Consider the following 19,543-nt stretch of genomic DNA (forward strand, 5'->3'; position numbering starts at 1 on the left):
ACCCGCGAAGGCAGAGAACAACTTTGAAACCGAAGCGGTGGAGCAAAGCGACCCGCGAAGGCAGAGAACAACTTTGAAACCGAAGCGGTGGAGCAAAGCGACCCGCGAAGGCAGAGAACAACTTTGAAACCGAAGCGGTGGAGCAAAGCGACCCGCGAAGGCCGGAAACCCTGTAGAGGCGGAACCGGAGCGGTCGTAACGAAGTGAAGCCGCGTAGGCAGGAATCCCTGTTAAAAAATCGACACACAGGTGTTAATTTTAGCTGCGAAAGCGGAGCCATGAAGGCTGAGAAAAAATAGTGGGATTATAGCAATAGTTCTTTGCATCAAAAATGATTTTAATAAAAAGGATTTAACCATGAAAAGACCAGAACCCATCAATGAAGAGATAGAACTTAAAAACAATGTCTATATAGAGAGTGATACCGATCTGAAGGGTATTATCACGTATGTGAATGACTACTTTGCAGAGATCTCTCGCTATACCAAAGAGGAGCTTATCGGCCAGCCGCACAGCATTGTTCGGCATCCAGATATGCCAAGAATACTCTTTAAGATACTCTGGGACAGGATACAGAACGGCCATAACTTTATCGCCGCAGTCAAAAATCTTGCCAAGGACGGGAGATACTATTGGGTATTTACCGATTTCGACATACTCAGAGACGAAAATGGAGAACCGGTTGGATACAAAGCGTCAAGAAAGAAGATATCCAAACATGTGACCGATGTGTTGGATCCGATCTATAAAAAGCTGGTAGAAGTGGAAAAAGAGGGCGGGATGGAAGCTTCCGAAAAGTATCTGACAGATTTTTTGACATCTCATGGAGAGGATATCACTGTTGACAACATGCTTGAGGAAATTCATAGACTTTATTAACACTAATTTAACACTACTATATTAATATAAGTTATAAAAACTATAAGGATATGAAATGAAAAAATTGTTATTTGTTTTATTGGCATTGGGAGCAATGATAAACTTTTCACATGCTGAAATGAAATGTGCGGCAGGTAAATGTGGAGCTGCAATGAAACAGGTAGGTCATCCAAAAAAAATGATGAAAATGTTTCAGGCGGTACCCAAAGGCAAAGCAACACTTTTACAAGAGGGTAAAGCAAAAGTATTTTGTCCTGAATGTGGTATGACACTTCCAATGTTCTATAAGACAAATCATGCAGCAACGGTAGATGGTAAAGTAAAGCAGTATTGCTCTATTCACTGTATGGTTGAAGATATGCAAAAAGGTTCAAAATTAACCAATATTAAAGTCGTAGATGTAACAAGTCTTAAATTCATCCCTGCAGAAAAGGCTTTCTATGTTGTAGGAAGCCGTAAAAAAGGTACGATGACAGCAGTGAGTAAATATGCCTTTGCCAGTAAAGCAGAAGCAGCAGCCTTTGCAAAAGCAAACGGTGGAAAAGTGACCGATTTCAAAGGGGCATTGGAAGCTGCCAAAGCAGAGTTCGCCAAAGACAGTAAAATGATCGCAAAAAAGCAGGCAATGATGGCACAAAAAGGTAAAATGATGTATGGTAAAATGTGTCAGGAAACCGATAAGAAGTTTGCGTCTACGGCTGAAGCCAAAGCATTCATCATAGACAATAAACTTTGTAAAGGTCTTAACGGTAAGCAGTTGCAGGCAGTCGGACTTTATCTGAAAAACAGATAAACCGCAGGGTGTTGTATCCTTACAACACCGATAATTCAAATAGATACAAAAATTATATATTGAGGGTGTTGTCATGAGACAATACCCTGCAAGGGAAATAAACGTGTTAAAAATTATTTTTATAGCATTATGGAGTATTGTATTTCTCTTTGCAGATCAGAGTAGTGCTATCAAAGCAATGAAACTCGCCCAAAAAGGTGAACGCATTGCCAAAGTAATGTGTGATCAAAGTAAACTTCCTCAGGCAACAGGTACTGTAGAGACGATAAAAAAAGAGATCAAAGCTTCTCTCGCCTGCAGGCATCTATCCTCTTCCAAACTCGAAGCTGTAGCCTATTATCTACAGCAGGGGAGTGTAAAAGAAAAGAGTCGTCATCTGACAGTACCTGCAGATGCAAAATGTCCGGTATGCGGTATGTTCGTTTCAAAATATCCAAAGTGGGCTGCCATGATGAAACATGATGGCAAAGTCTATTATTTTGATGGGGTAAAAGATATGATGAAATATTATATCTTCGATGGAGATTTTCCGTATGACCGTACCCATATCTCTGAAATGATTGTAAGTGATTACTATACCATAGAAGAAATCCCTGCCAAAAAGGCTTTTTATGTGTTGGATGCAGATGTATTCGGCCCGATGGGGCATGAGCTTATTGCATTTAAGGACAAAAAGAGTGCACAAACATTCATGGCTGAACATCATGGTAAAGCCATCGTGAGATTTGATGAGATTACCGATAAAATGGTCATGGCATTAGACGGAATAGAACAGTAAATGACCAAGCCTTTTTTTGTGTTGGTGATGCTATTGGCTCTGTCGGTAGGTCTGGTAGCAGTGCATTATCTGCACTACAACAGAAAAACACCACAAGAGGTATTACAGGAGATCAGTGCTATAACAGATTTTTCTTCTCCCGCATTAAGTGTGTCATATTACGAACCGAGGATACTTTTTTATGAAACTGCTTCAAACCCTGCCTATCCACAGATGCAGGCATTGAACAGAATGGATTTTGTTTATGGAAAATAGTGCTTTTTTACATTTTTTGACCCTTTTGCTGTTTAAGCAAAAAAGCAAACATATCGGAGCAGTACTGATCTCAGTGATCATCATTTTTCTCTTAAGTGCCGTGCTGTTCCTCTCTTCGTCTTTACAGCATTCTCTTTTGTCTGCACTCCATAAGCAGGGAGATTTTACTGTGACCAGAGTACAGGCAGGAAAACCTGTCAATACGCCTGTTGAGTGGGTAGATAAAATACTTGATATTAACGGTGTTACACAGGTGGCATCCCGGATATACGGAAGATACTTCTTTGCTCCGAGAGAAAAGTCTTTTTTGGTGGTCGGTATAGATTTTTTTGACGAACAGAACAATCAGGCACTGCAAACACTTTTAAAAGATGTGGATTTGAAACGTTTTCTGTCCAAAGACAGCATGCTGGTAGGCGAGGGTGTCAGGAAGTTTCTTCAGGCGCACTATTTCAAAGATGATTTTACGTTTAAAACACCCAAAGGCACATTTAAAAAAGTAAACATCTATCAAACACTCCCCCGGCAAGCCGATCTTATGGCTAACGATATGATCATTATGCCTATAGACCTGGCAAGAGAGATCTTTGGTCTGGGAGAAGATGAGGTGACCGATATTACCTTTAATGTTCCCAATGATGCTGAATGGGACAATATTATCAGCAAACTGCACCTTCTCTTCTATGATGTTCGTGTCATAGAAAAAAGAGAAGTGAAAAAAGCCTACGAGAACCTCTATAACTACAAGGGAGGACTCTTCCTGATCCTCTATCTGGTAAGCATCGTCACCTTTATGCTGATACTGTATCAGCGGTATTCCATGGTTTATTCTACAGAGCGAAAAGAGATAGGGATCCTTCGTGCGGTAGGCTGGAGTATTAAAGATATTTTGAAATTGAAATTTTATGAAAATCTGGTGATCGTTCTGGTAAGTTTCACACTGGGGGTGGTATTGGCATACCTGTATGTATTTGTATGGGATGCACCATTATTGAGCCATATTTTCCTGGGAGGCTCCAACCTTGCCAATCATGTTACCTTTATACCGGTTGTCAAGTTTGGGGTACTGGGGTCGATCTTTCTTTTTTATGCAGTTCCGTTTTTGGCAGCAGTATTGATCCCTGCATGGAAGATTGCAGTGACACCCCCCAAGGAGGCAATGCTTTGAGAACAGGAAGTGAAGAATCAAGAGAAGGGTGTGCAATTGCACTGTTTGGTGTAGGGTGTGCAATTGCACACCAAAGAGAGAGTAAGGCATGATAATGGTTGTATTGGAAAATGTCAATAAAATCTATAATGAAGGTACTCCCCGGGCTTTTGAAGCACTTAAATCCATTGATCTGGAAGTAAGTGAAGGAGAATGTGTTGTGCTAAGCGGGGTCAGTGGAAGTGGAAAATCAACACTGCTCTCACTGATTGCTGCACTTGATAAGCCCAGTAGAGGAAAGATTGCTGTGAATGGAGAGTTGATCTCAAAACTGCCTGATCTGCATGCTTCTGCCTATCGTGCAAAAACCATAGGCGTGATCTTTCAGCACTTTAATCTTTTGGAGTCACTCAGTGTAGAAGAGAATGTGATCGTTCCGCTGATTAATTCCGGATTTGATATGCGGACGATCAAAGCGTTGGCGGACAAGAGTATGGAACTGGCAGCGATTTCACACAAAGCATCCCAGGAGGTCAAGGCACTTTCCGGCGGCGAAAAACAGCGTTGTGCGATCGCCAGAGCATTGATCCATGAACCTAAACTCATCCTTTGTGATGAGCCTACTGCCAATCTTGACAGAGCCAATTCTCTTAAGTTCATAGAGATACTCCAATCATTACACGACATGGGTAAAACGATCATCGTTGCCACACATGATCCTTTGTTTGAAGGACTTCCTTTTGTGAGCAAAGTGGTACATATGGAAGATGGCAGGATAGTGAAGAATGAGCGATAGGAAATGTAGGGTGGGCCTTGCCCACCATTTTGGCAGTTCTCATGTCATCCCGGTTTCGCCGAAAGGCTTAGGGAAAAAACGATGAATGAAATTCTCTTAAACAATGAAGTAATCGTCTATCTGCTTTCGGAGACGGTACTTTATCTTCTTCTTTTTCTTGCATTTCTTGTGACTGTCGGGTTGGTTAAAAAGTGGAATTTTGATGCTTTTACCACAGAACAGTTCACGCTTGAAAACCGCTCCTATCTGGTGATGACTATTATCTTTTTTGCCATCGTGCTTAAGATCATATTGCTACCCTATTTTGTTTATACCATCGATACCCTTTCCGATCTTGTCCCCGGTGCGATGTGTGGTGCCGGTGTGATCAAGGCGAATGCCTACGGCAATCCTCTGCTGGCATTGAAAATAGCGATCCTCTTTTTGAGCGGACTGTGGCTCAGTATCAACAGTATAGACCTGAAAGCGAAGCGTTATCCCTACCTTAAACTGAAATCATGGTTTTTCCTGTTTATCTTTGTTCTGCTCAGTGCAGAATTCCTTTTGGATATACTCTACTTCACCCATATTGAAACTACTAATCCTGTCAGTTGCTGTTCAGTGATCTTTGGCCAGACAGGTGGTGCGAACAGTCTGCCTTTTGGCTTGGATATTCCTAAACTTCTGATGCTCTTTTATCTGCTTTTTGCATTGATCATTTTGAGTCTGCTCTCCAACCTTTCTTTTGTCAGTGTGGCTTCAAGCATATTGTTCGTTGTGGTCGGATATTATGCGGTAGTCTATTTCTTCGGTACCTATATCTACGAACTTCCTACCCACAAATGTCCTTTCTGTATGCTGCAGGATCATTACCATTATGTCGGTTATGCTGTTTGGGGGTTATTGCTTTTGGGAACATTCTTTGCAATTGATTATGCGATCATGAATGCTTTTTTTCATACTGTTTCACAAACTTTAAAGCGAATTGCAATAGTATTACTAACTATGTTCGTCCTGCTTTGTAGCGGGTATGTAGCTATTTATTATTTTAAAAATGGAGTATGGTTATGAAAAAAATAGTGATAAATTTATTGACTTTTGTGGTAGTGATCGCTATTTTGGTGATACTGCTTCTCTCTTTTGGCAATGATCAGGGATCAAAATATGTCTATAAAGGCAATACTGCACATAAGATCATCAAGATCAAACCCAAAGAATACCAGTGTTCCGAGTGCAATATGAATATTGAAGCATTGGCATATGAGGCACAGATCATTACCCAGGAGGGTAATACCTATTTCTTTGATGATATTGGGTGTGTGGTACTCTGGTTGAAGAATCACAAACCTGCCATTGCAAAGATCGTAACCCAGACACTTGACACACATCACTGGGTAGATGTCAGAAAAGCATGGTATACGCGTATTGCACATGACCCTATGGGATATGGATTTGCTGCGTATGAAAAGAAAAAAAAGGGTCTTATATCTTATGATGAAATGAAACTGTTAATGCTGCAGGGAAAAAACCTTCATGATCCTTTTGTCAAAAAGAAGCTTCTCGGCAAATGATTTTTTTTGCCCGGGAGAACAAATATGACTTTTCCTGCACCTAATTTTGGGTGCCCTATGCCTTTTTTATCATTTTTAGGTTATAATTGTGCGTATTTTTAACAAACTTAAGGAGAAATCAATGGCATTATTTGATGATGTAAAAGAAGTAGTTGTAGAGCAACTGAATGTGAGCCCGGATGAGGTAAAAGAAGATTCTAAATTTGTAGAGGACCTTGGGGCGGACAGTCTTGATGTCGTTGAATTGGTAATGGCACTTGAAGAGAAGTTCGATATCGAAATTCCTGACGATCAGGCAGAAGCAATCGCTACTGTCGGTGACGCGATCAAGTTCATCGAAAACGTATAACCCGTGCATACTCCCTTTGTGGGGAGGATGTATAACATATATCTCAATCCATTTATGATGTGTTGATATATATCTTATTTAAGCAGAGACAGGAGAGCCAGTGAGAAGAGTAGTAGTAACAGGTTTGGGAATGATCAATTCTCTTGGACTTGATAAAGAAAGTGCATTTTCCGCGATCATTGAGGGTAAATGTGGCATCAATACCATAGAGTTGTTTGATCCTTCCAATCAAACAGCCAAGATCGCGAGTGAAGTAAGAGACTTCGATCCTTTGACTGTTATGGATGCTAAAGAGACAAAAAAGGCCGACAGATTCATACAGCTTGGTCTCAAAGCCGCTGCGGAAGCAATGGAAGATGCAAAGATCTCTGACGATATCGATAGAGAGAGATTTGGTGTTGCTTCTGCTTCAGGGATTGGTGGAGTACCGAATATAGAAAAAAACTCAGTGATCTGTGAAAACAGGGGCCCCAGAAGGATCTCTCCGTTCTTCATTCCATCCTCTCTGGTCAATATGCTTGGCGGTTTTGTTTCGATCTATCAAAATCTCAAGGGCCCCAATCTCTCTTCCGTGACGGCTTGTGCTGCCGGAACACATGCCATTAGTGAAGCGGCAAAGTCTATTATGGTCGGGACTGCTGATAAAATGCTGGTAGTGGGTGCGGAATCCGCGATCTGTCCGGTAGGTGTAGGTGGATTTGCAGCCATGAAAGCGCTTTCGACAAGAAACGATGACCCCCAGACTTCTTCCAGGCCGTTCGATGCGGACCGGGACGGTTTTGTTATGGGTGAAGGTGCCGGCGCGCTGGTGCTTGAAGTCTATGAAGATGCTGTGGCACGCGGGGCTACTATCTATGGAGAACTTATTGGATTTGGTGAGAGCGGTGATGCCAACCATATCACAACACCAACCATGGATGGTCCGCTTCGTGCTATGCAGGGTGCCTATAAAATGGCAGGAGAGCCTAAGGTGGATTATGTGAATGCACATGGTACCTCCACGCCTGTAAATGACAAAAATGAAACGGCAGCCCTTAAAGTGCTCTTTGGCGGTAAAGAGAACTGTCCTCCGGTCAGTTCCATCAAAGGACAGGTAGGTCACTGTCTTGGTGCAGCAGGTGCTATTGAAGCGGTCGTTTCACTTATGGCGATGAGAGACGGTGTACTGCCTCCAACGATCAACTATACAACACCGGATGAGAACTGTGATCTTGATTATGTCCCCAATAAGGCAAGAAAAGCAAATCTCAATGTGGTTATGAGCAATTCTTTCGGATTTGGCGGCACGAACGGTGTAGTTATCTTTAAAAAAATATAAGGAACATGCATGGCAACCTATCTGGATTTTGAGAGTAAAATAGAGAAGATACAACACGAGATCGTATCTGCTCATGCCATTGCCAACCTGGAAGCGGTAGAAAAATATCAGAAAGAGCTTGAAAAAGAGGTCGAGAAGACCTTTGGTTCTCTGAGTGATTATCAAAAACTTCAACTGGCGCGTCACCCGGACAGACCCTATTCACTTGATTATATCAAACTGCTGATGGACGATGCCTATGAGATACACGGTGACCGCGCTTTTCGTGACGACCCTGCCATTTTATGTTATATCGGATGGATCGGCGGACAGAAAACCATGCTGATCGGCGAACAAAAAGGGCGTGGTGTCAAGAACAAGATCAAACGCAACTTTGGGATGCCCAATCCCGAAGGATACAGAAAAGCGCTTCGTGCGGTGAGACTGGCTGAGAAGTTCGATATACCGGTATTAATGCTCATTGACACCCCGGGTGCCTACCCCGGTCTGGGTGCGGAAGAGAGAGGGCAGAGTGAAGCAATCGCAAGAAATCTTTTTGAATTTTCCGCAACCAAAGTGCCCATGGTCTCTATTGTCATAGGTGAGGGTGGTTCAGGCGGTGCACTTGCTATCGGTGTAGCTGACAAGCTTGCCATGTTGCGTTATTCGGTTTTTGCCGTTATCTCTCCCGAGGGCTGTTCTGCGATCCTATGGAATGATCCTTCCAAGGTAGAGACGGCAACCAAAGCATTGAAGATCACACCAAGTGATCTTCTGGAACATAAACTGGTCGATGATGTACTTGATGAACCGCTTATCGGTGCGCACCGTGACAAGGTCACCACAGCTGAAGCCATTAAAACATACTTCCTGGAAAGTGTCAAAGCACTCAGGGAACTCTCTCTTGACGAGATGCTGGATCAGCGATACAAGAGATTGACAGCTGTTGGCGCTTATTCTGAAAAATAAGACTGTATGATACACGAAATAGCCGCTACCCTTGTTGAAACAATAGGGGGTATGGGCTACTGGGGTATCTTCCTTCTGATGTTCCTTGAGAGCACTTTCTTCCCTTTCCCCAGTGAAATTATTATGATACCGGCAGGTTACCTTGCCTATAAAGGTGAGATGAATGTGTATCTTGTTGTACTTATCGGTATCTTAGGCTCTGTAGGTGGGGCACTTTTCAATTACTATCTCGCTATGCACTTCGGCAGACGATTCCTCTTGAAATACGGTAAATACTTTTTTATCAAAGCAGAGACACTGGATAGATTGGAAGCATTTTTTGCCAAACATGGAGAACTCTCCACCTTCAACGGAAGACTGATCCCCGGTATCAGGCAGCTGATCTCTCTTCCTGCCGGACTGGCACGTATGAATCTCATACGTTTTTCTCTCTATTCGGCACTGGGTGCTGGTATTTGGGTGGTCGTTCTTGTTGCTCTCGGATACCTTCTGGGTTCAAATGAGCAACTGATTTCCGAGTATCTCCACACGGCGACGTTAATCGCACTTATCAGTGTTGCATTTATCACACTTTTCTATATTGTACGGCACAAACGGAGAGAGGAGATACTCGATGGGGATTAATCTACTCTCCAGGCAATATACTTTTTCTTTTTGATCTTCACTCTCTTCAAGGCTTTCAGAACTTTGTCGACCACAGTATGATGTAAAGCGATATATGCTTTAGTATCAGTGATAGTGATTTTTCCTATCTCCGTATGATTGATGCCTATCTCTTTACAGAATGTTCCCAGTATATCCCCTGCGCGTAACTTGGTCTTCTTCCCTCCATTGAGGCAGAGGCTATCAAACTCGGAAAGCATTTTAAAGTTTGCATCGACACGAAGTTCACTGGGGTCTGCTTTTTTTGCCTGAGAAGTGATCCAGGAACACTTCTCGCTGTCATTGGGAGCGTAGAGAGATATTGCCATACCGGAGGCATCGGCACGTCCTGTTCGTCCGATACGGTGCGTATAGACCTCTTTGTCGAAAGGCAGGTCATAGTTGACCACCAGTGAGATATTTTTAATGTCAAGTCCTCGAGAAGCGACATCTGTAGCAACCATAATTCTTTTGGAATGGTTGGAGAAGAGAATGACCGCTTCATTACGTTCTCTCTGGTCAAGATCTCCGTGTATATCAATGACTGAGTGGCCACGCTGCTGCAGTCTGTCTGCCAGAGAAATGACTTCTGCCTTTGTGTTGCAGAAAATGAGAAGTGAGTCTGGTTTATAGGACCCTATGAGGGCATTGAGTGTTTTGAACTTGTCCGCTGTCTCATAGACAAGCTCATTGATCTTCATTGCTTCCTGCACGGTATCGACTTTAATGGTCAGTGGGTTTTTAAGAAGGGCTTTTGCCAGAGCTTCTATCTTGGGAGGAAAAGTTGCCGAGAAGAGCAGTGTCTGCCTGTTCTTTGGCATATTGGAGCCAATTTTTACAATTTCATCATAAAATCCCATATCGAGCATACGGTCCGCTTCATCGAGTACCAGGGTTTTGATGCTTTCCAGTGTCAATGTTCCTTTGGCAAGGTGGTCCTGTATACGTCCTGGTGTTCCTATGAGGATATGCGCTCCTTTTGCCAGAGAGCCCGCCTGTGCCCGCAGCGGTACTCCTCCGTAGAGTGTCAGTATCTTGAGATTGGCTTTGTAGGCAGCGATTTTTCTGAGTTCCATGGCAACCTGCTCTGCCAGTTCTCTGGTAGGGGTGATGACAATGGTCTGTGGTTTGTTTGTCTCTACATTGGTACGTATGGCGGCAGGAATACCGAACGCCAGTGTTTTCCCCGACCCGGTCTTGGACTGTGCGAGGATATCTTTGCCTTCGAGTATCGGGCCGATACTCTGTTGCTGTATCTCTGTCATTGTACTGAAACCGAGTGTTTCAAGAGTACCTAAAAGGGCTTTTGGTATGTTTAATATAGTGCTGAATGCTGTCATGGGATGGTTTCCTGGTAGTGCTTACGGGATATAAATGAAATAAAAAATAGGAGGTGAACAGTGCGGGCAAAGCGCCCGCTAAAAAGGAATTATGCTTTGGATTTTCTGTAATCCATGATCATTTTATAGGCTTCATCTTTAAGAAGAAGCTTCTCTTTTTTTAATGTTTCAAGTTCCATATCTGTCAATGGGATACGGCCTGCTTCGGCATCTTCTACTTTCTGGTCAAGCTCATTGTGCTTTTCAAAGATTTTCGCGAAGTGTGCATTTTGCTGTTTCAGTTCGTGTATGTCATCTCTGTATTCGTGTAACATGGTTACTCCTAAGGTATATTTTGGATGTATTTTATCTTCTTTGTGGTTAGAGTAATGTTAAAGTTTGCCTTCGTGGCTTCACTTCGCTACGACCGCTTTGGTTTCGAAGCTACTGACTTAAAGCAGTTCAAGTCAGCTTAACGCTTCTCAGGTTCTATACTCGGCATTGATCTTCACATACTCATAGCTCAGGTCACAGCCGTAGGAAGTGTAGGCTCCCTCTCCCATTCCAAGATCACAGGTAACGGTGAACTGCTCCTGTTTCATAATATGGTAGGCCTGCTCTTCACGTTCCTTGTCCAGCTCCCTGAAGGTATCGGAGTAGATAAGCAGATCATCGTAGTGTATGGTCAGCCTGGTATCGTCACAGGCAACGCCGCTTGCCCCTATGGTGGAAGCGATACGTCCCCAGTTTGGGTCTTCACCGAAAAGGGCTGTTTTGACAAGCAGAGAATTGCTTAACGCGCTGGAAGCTTTTCGTGCTTCTTCTTCATTTTTGGCACCTTTAACTTCAAAAGCAACCAGTTTGTTAGCGCCCTCTCCATCCTTGAGTATCATCATGGCAAGCTCGAACATAAGTTGGTTTAGGACGGCAGAAAAAGCTTCTTTATTGTAGGCGGTACTTTGTCCATTGGCAAGGAGCATGGCCGTATCGTTGGTGGAAGTATCGCCGTCGACAGAGATACGGTTGAACGACTGCTCTGTTCCAGCGTGCAGCAAGGTATCCATGTCGGATTTTGGAATATCCGCATCGGTAGCGATAAAACAGAGCATGGTCGCCATGGCCGGATTGATCATCCCTGCACCTTTACAGATGGCAGCAATATTGAAATGGCTTCCGTCCGAGAGTTCCACACAGTATGCCAGCTCTTTTTTGAAACTGTCGGTCGTCATAATGGCCCGTGCAGCTTTATGGGAATTCTTTGCACTGAAGTCCAGTATGTCAAAGGCGGAACAGATCTTGTCAATAGGCAGACGATAGCCTATGACGCCTGTAGAACTCATAACAGGGTTAGTGACAGAGAGCTTTTGATGCAGTGTTGATATGATGGTATCAATATCTTCTATTCCCTTTTCTCCTGTCATTGCATTGGCATTCTTGGCATTGATCAGTACAAAATCAGTTTGGAAATCTTTTCCATAACGCTGATAATGCCTGATAGGTGCAGCCTGGAATGTGTTGCTTGTGAATACCGCAGAGATATTACAGGGTACTTCGGAGCGTATGAATGCCACATCTCCCTGCTCTGTATCGGGACGCATCCCCACATTGACCGCATCGCAGTAAAAGCCTTGAACATTCTCAAGACCGTTCTCTAGTGGTGTAATTTTATAGTTGAACATAATGTTTTCCTTTTTTGACATGAACGTAGATTTATGTCAAAATTTTTAATTTCTAATGCTATACGTATTTCAGCTCTTCGGGTTTTTCTTTTTTACGGATGATCTTCTTGGCATGTCTGATCCCGTCTTCCGTACCGATCAGAAGCAGTTTGGATTCAGGCATGATGATCGTGTCGCCCTTTGGCATTGGAATGAATTTTCCGTCTTTTTGGCGAATACCGATGATGGTTACATTGGCAACATCCCTGAAGCGTGCGGCTTTAATCTTTTTAAGGATCAGCCATGAAGTCTTCGAAACCTTTGCCTCCTCCATGTCGAGAGGTGTGTCTTTCTTGTAGAGGAACTCTTGAAGCAGGTTCTCCATATCTGGACGTGCCGCCATGGCATTGATCCGTTGGGCCATTAGCTTGGTGGCGGTCACCACTTTGTCCGCACCGAGCTTCAGCAGTTTCTGGTCATCTTCATTGCTTTTGGCATTGGCGATGATGAGAAATTTCCTTTTACGTCCTATCTCACGTTCATAAAGACGGGCTGAAGCGATCGTTGCAATATTGTCTGCGACATTGTCGGCAAGGGTTATGACCCCTTTTGCTGAGGAGAGATGTGACTTGAGTATGCCCTCCTCCGTATGCGGTTCGGCGGTTACAAAGTAGGGGTAGTGGTATTTTTTCGCAATTTCCTCCATATCTTCCCTGGGGTCGACGACCACGAAAGGAATATGGTTGGCACGAAGCTGTTTGGTGACCTGGATGGTAAATTCGTTATGGTAACAGACGACAAAGTGCTGTTTCAGTCTGGCGATCTCGTAAAGCATTCTGCGCTCCTTGGCAATTTTTTGGAAGTCTCCCTTTTTCACCACTTCGGCAATGATACCCACAGCGATGGAGAAGACCACAAATCCGAATATGATGAGGGTAATGGTGAAAATACGACCGATATCCGAGATAGGCCGTATCTCGCCAAAACCAACGGTCGTAAATGTGATCCCCGTTTGATAAATGGCATCCATGAGTGGAAAATTATCGATGACCATATAGCCTATTGTGCCCAAAAGCATAATAAGAACAGTAAGTATGAGAGGAAATCTGAACGGGGCTAAATGAGAGTAAAATTCATCATTCAGTGTAATATGTGGTTTTTGCGCGCTTCTCCAGCCGAGAAACTTTTTAAGCTTTTCTATAGAAGTCATGATAGGAGAGTATACCCTCTCCTATCTGAAAGATTAATTTGCTGCTGCAGCTTGCGCAGCTTTTTTCTTCATGGTTCTAAGTGTAGAAGCTGCAACTTTAACTCTTTTGGTTGTTCCGTCTTCCATCGTGATCTTTACAGATCTCAGGTTTGGAAGCTGTCTTCTCTTTGTCTTGTTGTTTGCGTGAGAAACATTGTTTCCTACCAGTGGGCCTTTTCCAGATACTGAACATCTTCTTGACATATGTATTTCCTTGAGTGAATTACGTTCGCTTTGAACAAACGTGAAAAATTTGTGCGATTATAGACAAAATGAGCATAAATTTTGCTTAATGGGACCTGATAGTTGGGTAGATTTATTGACAAATCCCTCTTACCTACGCTGTGATATAATACGGCACTTTAATACATGAGGAATTCTATGTTAGTAGCACCCAGTATACTTTCTGCGGATTTTGGACACCTTGCGCGTGATGTGCAGGCTGTCTGTGACGGAGGATGTGACCTTGTACATGTGGATGTCATGGATGGCCATTTTGTCCCGAACCTTACCATTGGTCCGGTCGTTGTGGAGGCCGTATCCAAAGCAGCGACCAAGCCGCTGGACATCCACCTTATGGTGGAGAACAACAGTTTTTTTGTTGACCTCTTCGCCCCGCTGAAACCGGAATTTATCTCTTTTCATATCGAAGAGGAGAAACATCCGCACAGACTCATACAGAAGATTCGTTCACTGGGTATCAGACCGTCGATCGTACTGAACCCGCATACGCTGCCCGAAGCGGTAGAGTTCCTTCTGGAAGATCTCGATATGGTACTGCTGATGAGTGTCAACCCCGGGTTTGGAGGGCAGACGTTCATCCCATCCGTGATTGAAAAGGCACAACGTCTCAAAGCGTTGATCGAAAAACGCAATCCGGCGTGTCTGATCGAAGTGGATGGCGGGGTCAATGATGTGAATGTAAAAGCACTGGCAGCGGCAGGTGTTGATGTTGTGGTGGCAGGCTCTTTTGTCTACAAGCACCCGGAAGGGATTAACGAGGCGATCTCCTCTTTAAAATAAGGGAAGCTGCGTATCTACGTACTTTTCGTAGAGCCTTTGGGTGAGAAGCTTGATTGTATATTAATTTTATTATGCGGTGTGTGATTACACACCCTACGAAGGAAAACGATGCGAGTAAAAATATGCGGAATTACCAACCTGAGAGATGCCATGCATGCGGTAGAATGTGGAGCTGATGCTCTTGGATTTGTATTCTATAATGAATCGCCGCGCTATATTACACCCAAAGATGCCAAGCGGATCATCGACCAGCTGCCTCCTTTTGTGGAAAGAGTAGGACTTTTTGTCAATGAGGGGGTTGAGACCATAGAAACGGTCTGCAAATATTCGGAGATCTCGCTGGCACAGATACATTTTGATGTGGACGAAGAGTCACTTGATGCCATTGCACTCAAAACCCTACCTGTAGTACGTGTGCGCAGCGCCGAAGATATACACAGGTTCCCGGACCGGTATCGTCTCGTCGATGCCTATTGTGAAGCTTACGGGGGAAGTGGAAAACGTTTGAACCTTGAGTGGTTCGAAGGGGTGGACTGCTCCAAGATCATTCTTGCCGGAGGGTTGACCCCGGAGAATATTACCGAGGTAAAGAAGTACGGTTTTTACGGTGTCGATGTCAGCTCAGGTGTCGAATCGGTCAAGGGAAAGAAAGATCCTCAGAAAGTGGAGTGGTTCCTGCGCAATGCGAAAAGTCTTTGACGAACTCACTTCGGCATTCCGAAAACATAGCGGAGTGTTGCGTGAAGAGCAGTACAGGCATATTGCCGTAAAGTATACGACGCTTCTGGAAGACAGCGATACGATCTTCCTTCTGCTCCAGGCTTCAGGATATCCCATAGAGCAGGATGTGCAGGGGCGTTATCTGCTCAAAACCTTTTTCACCCCCTACCGGGAACAGCGTTACTGTGTCATAGACATAGAGACTAACGGTAGCAAACCGGGAACTTCCCAGGTCATAGAGATCGGTGCGGTCATGGTGGAAAAAGGAGAAGTCGTTGACAGGCTGGAAACGTTTGTCGAATGTGCCTTTCTGCCTGAGTACATTACGAAGATTACCGGTATCGAACCGACCGATCTGGCAGGTGCACCGACACGAAGAGCTGCATTGACGCAGTTGCGGCAGTTCATGGGTGACGCGGTCTTTGTTGCGCACAATGCGAATTTCGACTACTCTTTTCTGACCGCTTCATTTGAACGCTTTGGCCTGGGAGGCATCGGCAATCCGAAACTCTGTACCATAGACCTTGCCAGGCGGACCTTCGAGAGCGAACGCTACGGCTTGGCCTATCTCATCGACTTTCTAAAGATCGATACGGCAACACATCACCGTGCTTACAGCGATGCGGTCTGTGCGGCAAAAGTGATGGAAAAGAGTTTTAAGAATCTGCCGGAGTATGTCAGGACCACGGATGATCTTTTGCAATTTTCTGTTTCAAGCAGAAAAGAGCGTGGCCAAAAGAACAAAAATCTGTAGTACCCGGGTATATAAATGTTTTATGCTGCTATGTCAGACAGATAAAAACACTGTTTTTATCTGTCTTTCAAAATATAATGTAAAAATAGGATCTGGGCAAAGACCGGGGCGAAGATGTTCAGTACCGGTACATAGTTGAAGAGTGAGGCGATCATGGCGATGAGTGTTGACTTCTTTGTTTTCTCCTTGATGACCTTTTTGTCGCTGATAAAAAGAGAACTCACATCGTAGGCTGTCGGTGCTTTTAAAATGATGGACCAGAGCCAGAGCATCCATACCTGCCCCAATATCGGGATGAAAAGCAAAGGAAAGGTAAAAAGGAAAAGCAGCAGAAAGAGAAGGGCCGCTTTGATACTCAGGAAGACGGAAGTCGTGATATTGGGCGAACCGGCCACCGGTACATTTGGGTAATGTTTTTTGGCAAGTTTGATCAGCAGCGGTTCGACCATCAGGGAAGTGAGTACGGAAATGATTACGATGAAAAGCATGTAGGCCACTGCCATCGTGGCAACAGAGGCACCGGTTGTCTGAAGCCATTCCCAGGGGATCCATGAGAGATAGCTCGTGATAAAACCGCTGAGAAAACCTCCAAATATCCAGACAAAAAGTGCCGTGACGATCAGAGAGGCAAAAGTGACCTTCAAAACGAAGAGGAGGACCTCACCCGAGAGTATATCCTGCAGGCTTTTGGTGATGACCTTATTCATATTTATTGGTACTCATTCTTGAATTTTACATACCGCTCCGCCGAAGCATACAGTTCGGCCACTTCTTCGTCGGTCAATTCTCTAACAACTTTGGCAGGGCTTCCCATTATGAGCGATCGGGGCGGGAATTTCTTGTTCTTGGTCACGAGACTGCCTGCACCCACGATCGACTCTTTGCCGATGACTGCACCATCGAGTATGGTGGCGCTCATGCCTATGAGGCAGGCATCTTCGATGGTGCATCCATGCAGCATCACACGGTGGCCCACTGTGACATCGTTTCCGATGTGTGTCGGGTTCCCGTCGGACATATCGGCTTTTTTATGGTGTGTCACATGGATCATGCTTAGATCCTGTATATTGCTTCTGTCACCTATGGTAATGAAATGCACATCGCCGCGTACCACACAGCCGAACCAGACTGCCGAGTCCTCACCCATTGTGACACGCCCTATAACAGAAGCCCCTTCGGCTACCCAGGCATTCTTTTTGAGTTGGGGTGTCCATTCTTTGAATTTTAAAATCATTTTTTCTCCTACGATTCTTTGAGAATGCGGCTTGCCAGTCGGCTGACATAGTCCGGTGTCTCTTTTTTGGTCTTGTCGTAAATTTTGTTGACATACTGTTCAAGTACCTCATGGTTGTTGATCGGCTTGCCAAGCAGCGGTACCTTTACATAGTTCCCGTCTTCCTGAAGTTCCCATCTCAACTGATTGTCCGCCAACTGGAGCATGAGTATCTGCACGATCTTCTGTGTCAGTTTTTCTTCGAGAATAGGCGTCATCAATTCGATACGGCGGATCAGATTTCGGGGCATCAGGTCCGCAGAGGAGATGAAGCAGTTAACCTTGTTGTTCTTAAAGTAGTAGATCCTTGGATGTTCAAGATACTTCCCGATGATAGAAGAGACGGTGATGTTCTCACTCACCCCTTTGATCCCCGGCTTGAGACAGCAGATACCGCGTATGATCAGGTCGATCTTGCAGCCTGCCTGGGAAGCGACGTACAGGGCCTTGATGATATCTTTGTCCACCAGGGAATTGGCTTTAAGGATAATGTGTCCGTTCTTCCCCTGTTTGCCCTCTTTGTCAATGAGTTTGATCAGCTTGGGCTTGATCTGCACCGGTGCCATAAAGAGGGTATCGAGCTTGGTATAGGTGGAGAATCCTGTCAAAAAATGGAAAAAGTGCGTCGCATCGGTACCGAAAGCCTCTTTGGAGGTAAAGTAGGAGATATCTGTATAGATCTTCGCCGTGCTTGGGTTGTAGTTCCCGGTTGCCAGATGTACATAACTCTGCAGTTTTTTCCCTTTTCGTTTGATGACCTGTGCGATCTTCGCATGGACCTTGAGACCGGGGATGCCGTACACGACATGGGCCCCGGCATCTTCAAGGGCTCTGGCCCAGCGCAGGTTGTTCTCTTCGTCAAAGCGGGCCTTGAGCTCAACGAGTACCATTACCTGTTTTCCGTCCCTGACCGCATCGATCAGCGCTTTGATGATGGGTGACTTCTGTCCCGCTCGGTAAAGGGTCATGCGGATGGCAAGCGTATCGGGATCGTCAGCGGCTTCTTTGATGAACTGTATCACCGGCTCGAAACTGTCAAAAGGATGGTAGAGCAGGATATCCTGTTTCTCAATGGCATTGAAAATATTCTCGCTGTCCAGAGGCGGCAGAACCTTGGGTGTAAAGGTCGGCAGTACAAGGTGAGAAAGTGATTTGTCGCCCACGATCTGCCACAGTGTGCCGAGGTTCAGCGGTACGCCTTTGTAGGAGTAGATGTCATCCTCGTCGAGATCAAGATGGGAAAGCAGGAAATGTAACAGTCCCTCATCTGCCCCATCCATCAGTTCCAGACGGATTAACGATCCCTTGTTCCTTGAGCGCAGCCCCTCCTGAAGAATTTCAAGAAAATCATCCGCTTCCTCCTCTTCTATCTCAATATCGGCATTTCTCGTGACCCTGAATGGTGTAGAGGCAAGATGCTTGAACCCGGGGAAGAGTTCGGAAGCAAAATATTCTACGACACTTTCAATGGGCACATAGGTGTGGTCAATATGAATGAAACGCGGAAGGACCCTCGGAATACGGATCAGGCCGTGTTTGATATTTTTTGAATCATCCTGAAGCGTCATTGCCAGTCCGAAACTGAGATTGTTCAGGTGCGGAAAGGGATGTGTAGCATCTACGGCAATGGGGATGATGACCGGAAAGATTTCATTGAAGAAGATCTCTTCGATCTGCGACTGCTCGGTCGCATTGAGTGCATCGAAATTCTTGACATGTACACCATGGATATGCAGTTCGGAGATGATGGAAGCATAGCATTTCTCCAGTATCTCCTGCTCTTTGTGGAGGTACTCGCGTATGGCTTCAAGCTGTTCGGTAGGGGTGAGCTTATCTGCCCCGCTCTCCTGTATGCGTGCTTTGAACAGTGCTTTCAGACCGGCAACACGTATCATATAGAACTCATCAAGGTTTGTTCCGTAGATCGCAAGGAACTTCAATCTCTCCAGTGGAGGAAGCTTTTCATCGAGTGCCTGTGCAAGCACACGTGAATTGAACTGAAGCCATGAGAGTTCACGGTTGAAATAGAGTTGTGGAGAGTTAAGGTCCGGAGTCATTTTACCTGCCTGTATTACATATTAAAATATATTTT

23 protein-coding genes are annotated in these 19,543 nt (G+C 44.7%); 15 read left to right on the top strand and 8 right to left on the bottom strand.

Translation table 11 applies throughout. From position 1 onward, the window contains the following. Window positions 1-357: 357 nt before the first annotated feature. The 12 genes from YH65_RS00780 (at window position 358) to YH65_RS00835 (ending at window position 9,437) form a co-directional block, all read left to right on the top strand. Window positions 358-879 carry a PAS domain-containing protein gene (locus YH65_RS00780; RefSeq protein ID WP_046550208.1) on the top strand — a complete coding sequence of 174 codons (522 nt, stop codon included), beginning with the start codon at window positions 358-360 and terminating at the stop codon, window positions 877-879. A 55-nt stretch (window positions 880-934) separates the two neighbouring features. Beyond that, window positions 935-1,672, top strand: coding sequence for a nitrous oxide reductase accessory protein NosL (locus tag YH65_RS00785; RefSeq protein WP_046550209.1), 738 nt, complete (start codon window positions 935-937; stop codon window positions 1,670-1,672). A 103-nt stretch (window positions 1,673-1,775) separates the two neighbouring features. Next, window positions 1,776-2,450: a nitrous oxide reductase accessory protein NosL gene (locus YH65_RS00790; RefSeq protein WP_052746037.1), complete on the top strand. Its 675-nt coding sequence runs from the start codon at window positions 1,776-1,778 to the stop codon at window positions 2,448-2,450. Continuing rightward, on the top strand, window positions 2,451-2,705 hold the full coding sequence (locus YH65_RS00795) for a hypothetical protein (protein WP_046550210.1): 255 nt from the start codon (window positions 2,451-2,453) through the stop codon (window positions 2,703-2,705). Continuing rightward, window positions 2,695-3,873: an ABC transporter permease gene (locus YH65_RS00800; RefSeq protein ID WP_046550211.1), complete on the top strand. Its 1,179-nt coding sequence runs from the start codon at window positions 2,695-2,697 to the stop codon at window positions 3,871-3,873. Before YH65_RS00795 ends, YH65_RS00800 begins: the two co-directional genes overlap by 11 nt. 88 nt (window positions 3,874-3,961) lie before the next feature. Next, on the top strand, window positions 3,962-4,648 hold the full coding sequence (locus tag YH65_RS00805) for an ABC transporter ATP-binding protein (RefSeq protein WP_046550212.1): 687 nt from the start codon (window positions 3,962-3,964) through the stop codon (window positions 4,646-4,648). An 81-nt stretch (window positions 4,649-4,729) separates the two neighbouring features. After that, window positions 4,730-5,698, top strand: coding sequence for a hypothetical protein (locus tag YH65_RS00810; RefSeq protein ID WP_046550213.1), 969 nt, complete (start codon window positions 4,730-4,732; stop codon window positions 5,696-5,698). Beyond that, entirely contained in the window at window positions 5,695-6,198 is a 504-nt protein-coding gene (locus tag YH65_RS00815) for a hypothetical protein (RefSeq protein WP_046550214.1), read from the top strand. The genes YH65_RS00810 and YH65_RS00815 overlap by 4 nt, the downstream gene beginning before the upstream one ends. Window positions 6,199-6,319: 121 nt before the next feature. Continuing rightward, entirely contained in the window at window positions 6,320-6,547 is a 228-nt protein-coding gene (acpP, locus tag YH65_RS00820; protein WP_012083936.1) for an acyl carrier protein, read from the top strand. 100 nt (window positions 6,548-6,647) lie between these two features. Next, on the top strand, window positions 6,648-7,865 hold the full coding sequence (locus tag YH65_RS00825) for a beta-ketoacyl-ACP synthase II (protein ID WP_046550215.1): 1,218 nt from the start codon (window positions 6,648-6,650) through the stop codon (window positions 7,863-7,865). Between the two features lie 9 nt (window positions 7,866-7,874). After that, complete coding sequence (accA, locus tag YH65_RS00830) at window positions 7,875-8,813, top strand: acetyl-CoA carboxylase carboxyl transferase subunit alpha (RefSeq protein ID WP_046550216.1); 939 nt, start codon at window positions 7,875-7,877, stop codon at window positions 8,811-8,813. Between the two features lie 6 nt (window positions 8,814-8,819). Next, window positions 8,820-9,437 carry a DedA family protein gene (locus YH65_RS00835; protein ID WP_046550217.1) on the top strand — a complete coding sequence of 206 codons (618 nt, stop codon included), beginning with the start codon at window positions 8,820-8,822 and terminating at the stop codon, window positions 9,435-9,437. Here YH65_RS00835 and dbpA read toward each other — a convergent pair. The 5 genes from dbpA to rpmB form a co-directional block, all read right to left on the bottom strand. Then, complete coding sequence (dbpA, locus tag YH65_RS00840; protein WP_046550218.1) at window positions 9,434-10,795, bottom strand: ATP-dependent RNA helicase DbpA; 1,362 nt, start codon at window positions 10,793-10,795, stop codon at window positions 9,434-9,436. The genes YH65_RS00835 and dbpA overlap by 4 nt on opposite strands. 89 nt (window positions 10,796-10,884) lie before the next feature. After that, the gene (locus YH65_RS00845; RefSeq protein ID WP_046550219.1) at window positions 10,885-11,109 is read right to left on the bottom strand and encodes an HP1242/YdcH family protein; all 225 of its coding nucleotides are present in this window, start codon (window positions 11,107-11,109) and stop codon (window positions 10,885-10,887) included. A gap of 147 nt (window positions 11,110-11,256) precedes the next feature. Then, window positions 11,257-12,453, bottom strand: coding sequence for a bifunctional glutamate N-acetyltransferase/amino-acid acetyltransferase ArgJ (argJ, locus tag YH65_RS00850; RefSeq protein ID WP_046550220.1), 1,197 nt, complete (start codon window positions 12,451-12,453; stop codon window positions 11,257-11,259). A gap of 58 nt (window positions 12,454-12,511) precedes the next feature. Further along, entirely contained in the window at window positions 12,512-13,642 is a 1,131-nt protein-coding gene (locus tag YH65_RS00855) for a potassium channel family protein (protein WP_046550221.1), read from the bottom strand. 33 nt (window positions 13,643-13,675) lie between these two features. Then, the gene (gene rpmB, locus YH65_RS00860; protein ID WP_012083928.1) at window positions 13,676-13,885 is read right to left on the bottom strand and encodes a 50S ribosomal protein L28; all 210 of its coding nucleotides are present in this window, start codon (window positions 13,883-13,885) and stop codon (window positions 13,676-13,678) included. A gap of 177 nt (window positions 13,886-14,062) precedes the next feature. Here rpmB and rpe point away from each other — a divergent pair, with 177 nt between their 5' ends. The 3 genes from rpe to YH65_RS00875 all read left to right on the top strand — a co-directional run bounded on the left by rpe (window position 14,063) and on the right by YH65_RS00875 (window position 16,178). Then, window positions 14,063-14,704: a ribulose-phosphate 3-epimerase gene (gene rpe, locus YH65_RS00865; RefSeq protein ID WP_046550222.1), complete on the top strand. Its 642-nt coding sequence runs from the start codon at window positions 14,063-14,065 to the stop codon at window positions 14,702-14,704. 108 nt (window positions 14,705-14,812) lie between these two features. Beyond that, window positions 14,813-15,403, top strand: a complete 591-nt coding sequence (locus YH65_RS00870; RefSeq protein WP_046550223.1) for a phosphoribosylanthranilate isomerase — start codon at window positions 14,813-14,815, stop codon at window positions 15,401-15,403. Beyond that, window positions 15,387-16,178, top strand: a complete 792-nt coding sequence (locus YH65_RS00875; protein ID WP_052746038.1) for a 3'-5' exonuclease — start codon at window positions 15,387-15,389, stop codon at window positions 16,176-16,178. The genes YH65_RS00870 and YH65_RS00875 overlap by 17 nt, the downstream gene beginning before the upstream one ends. Window positions 16,179-16,234: 56 nt before the next feature. Here the strand turns inward: YH65_RS00875 and YH65_RS00880 are convergent, their stop codons facing one another. Genes YH65_RS00880 through YH65_RS00890 form a run of 3 tightly spaced genes read right to left on the bottom strand, consistent with a single transcriptional unit; the run spans window position 16,235 to window position 19,508 of the window. Next, window positions 16,235-16,885, bottom strand: a complete 651-nt coding sequence (locus tag YH65_RS00880; protein ID WP_046550224.1) for an EI24 domain-containing protein — start codon at window positions 16,883-16,885, stop codon at window positions 16,235-16,237. Between the two features lie 2 nt (window positions 16,886-16,887). Continuing rightward, complete coding sequence (locus tag YH65_RS00885) at window positions 16,888-17,412, bottom strand: gamma carbonic anhydrase family protein (RefSeq protein ID WP_046550225.1); 525 nt, start codon at window positions 17,410-17,412, stop codon at window positions 16,888-16,890. An 8-nt stretch (window positions 17,413-17,420) separates the two neighbouring features. Then, complete coding sequence (locus YH65_RS00890) at window positions 17,421-19,508, bottom strand: RNA degradosome polyphosphate kinase (protein ID WP_046550226.1); 2,088 nt, start codon at window positions 19,506-19,508, stop codon at window positions 17,421-17,423. Between the last annotated feature and the right edge of the window lie 35 nt (window positions 19,509-19,543).

The sequence above is a fragment of the Sulfurovum lithotrophicum genome, from assembly GCF_000987835.1.
Classification (GTDB): Bacteria; Campylobacterota; Campylobacteria; order Campylobacterales; family Sulfurovaceae; genus Sulfurovum; species Sulfurovum lithotrophicum.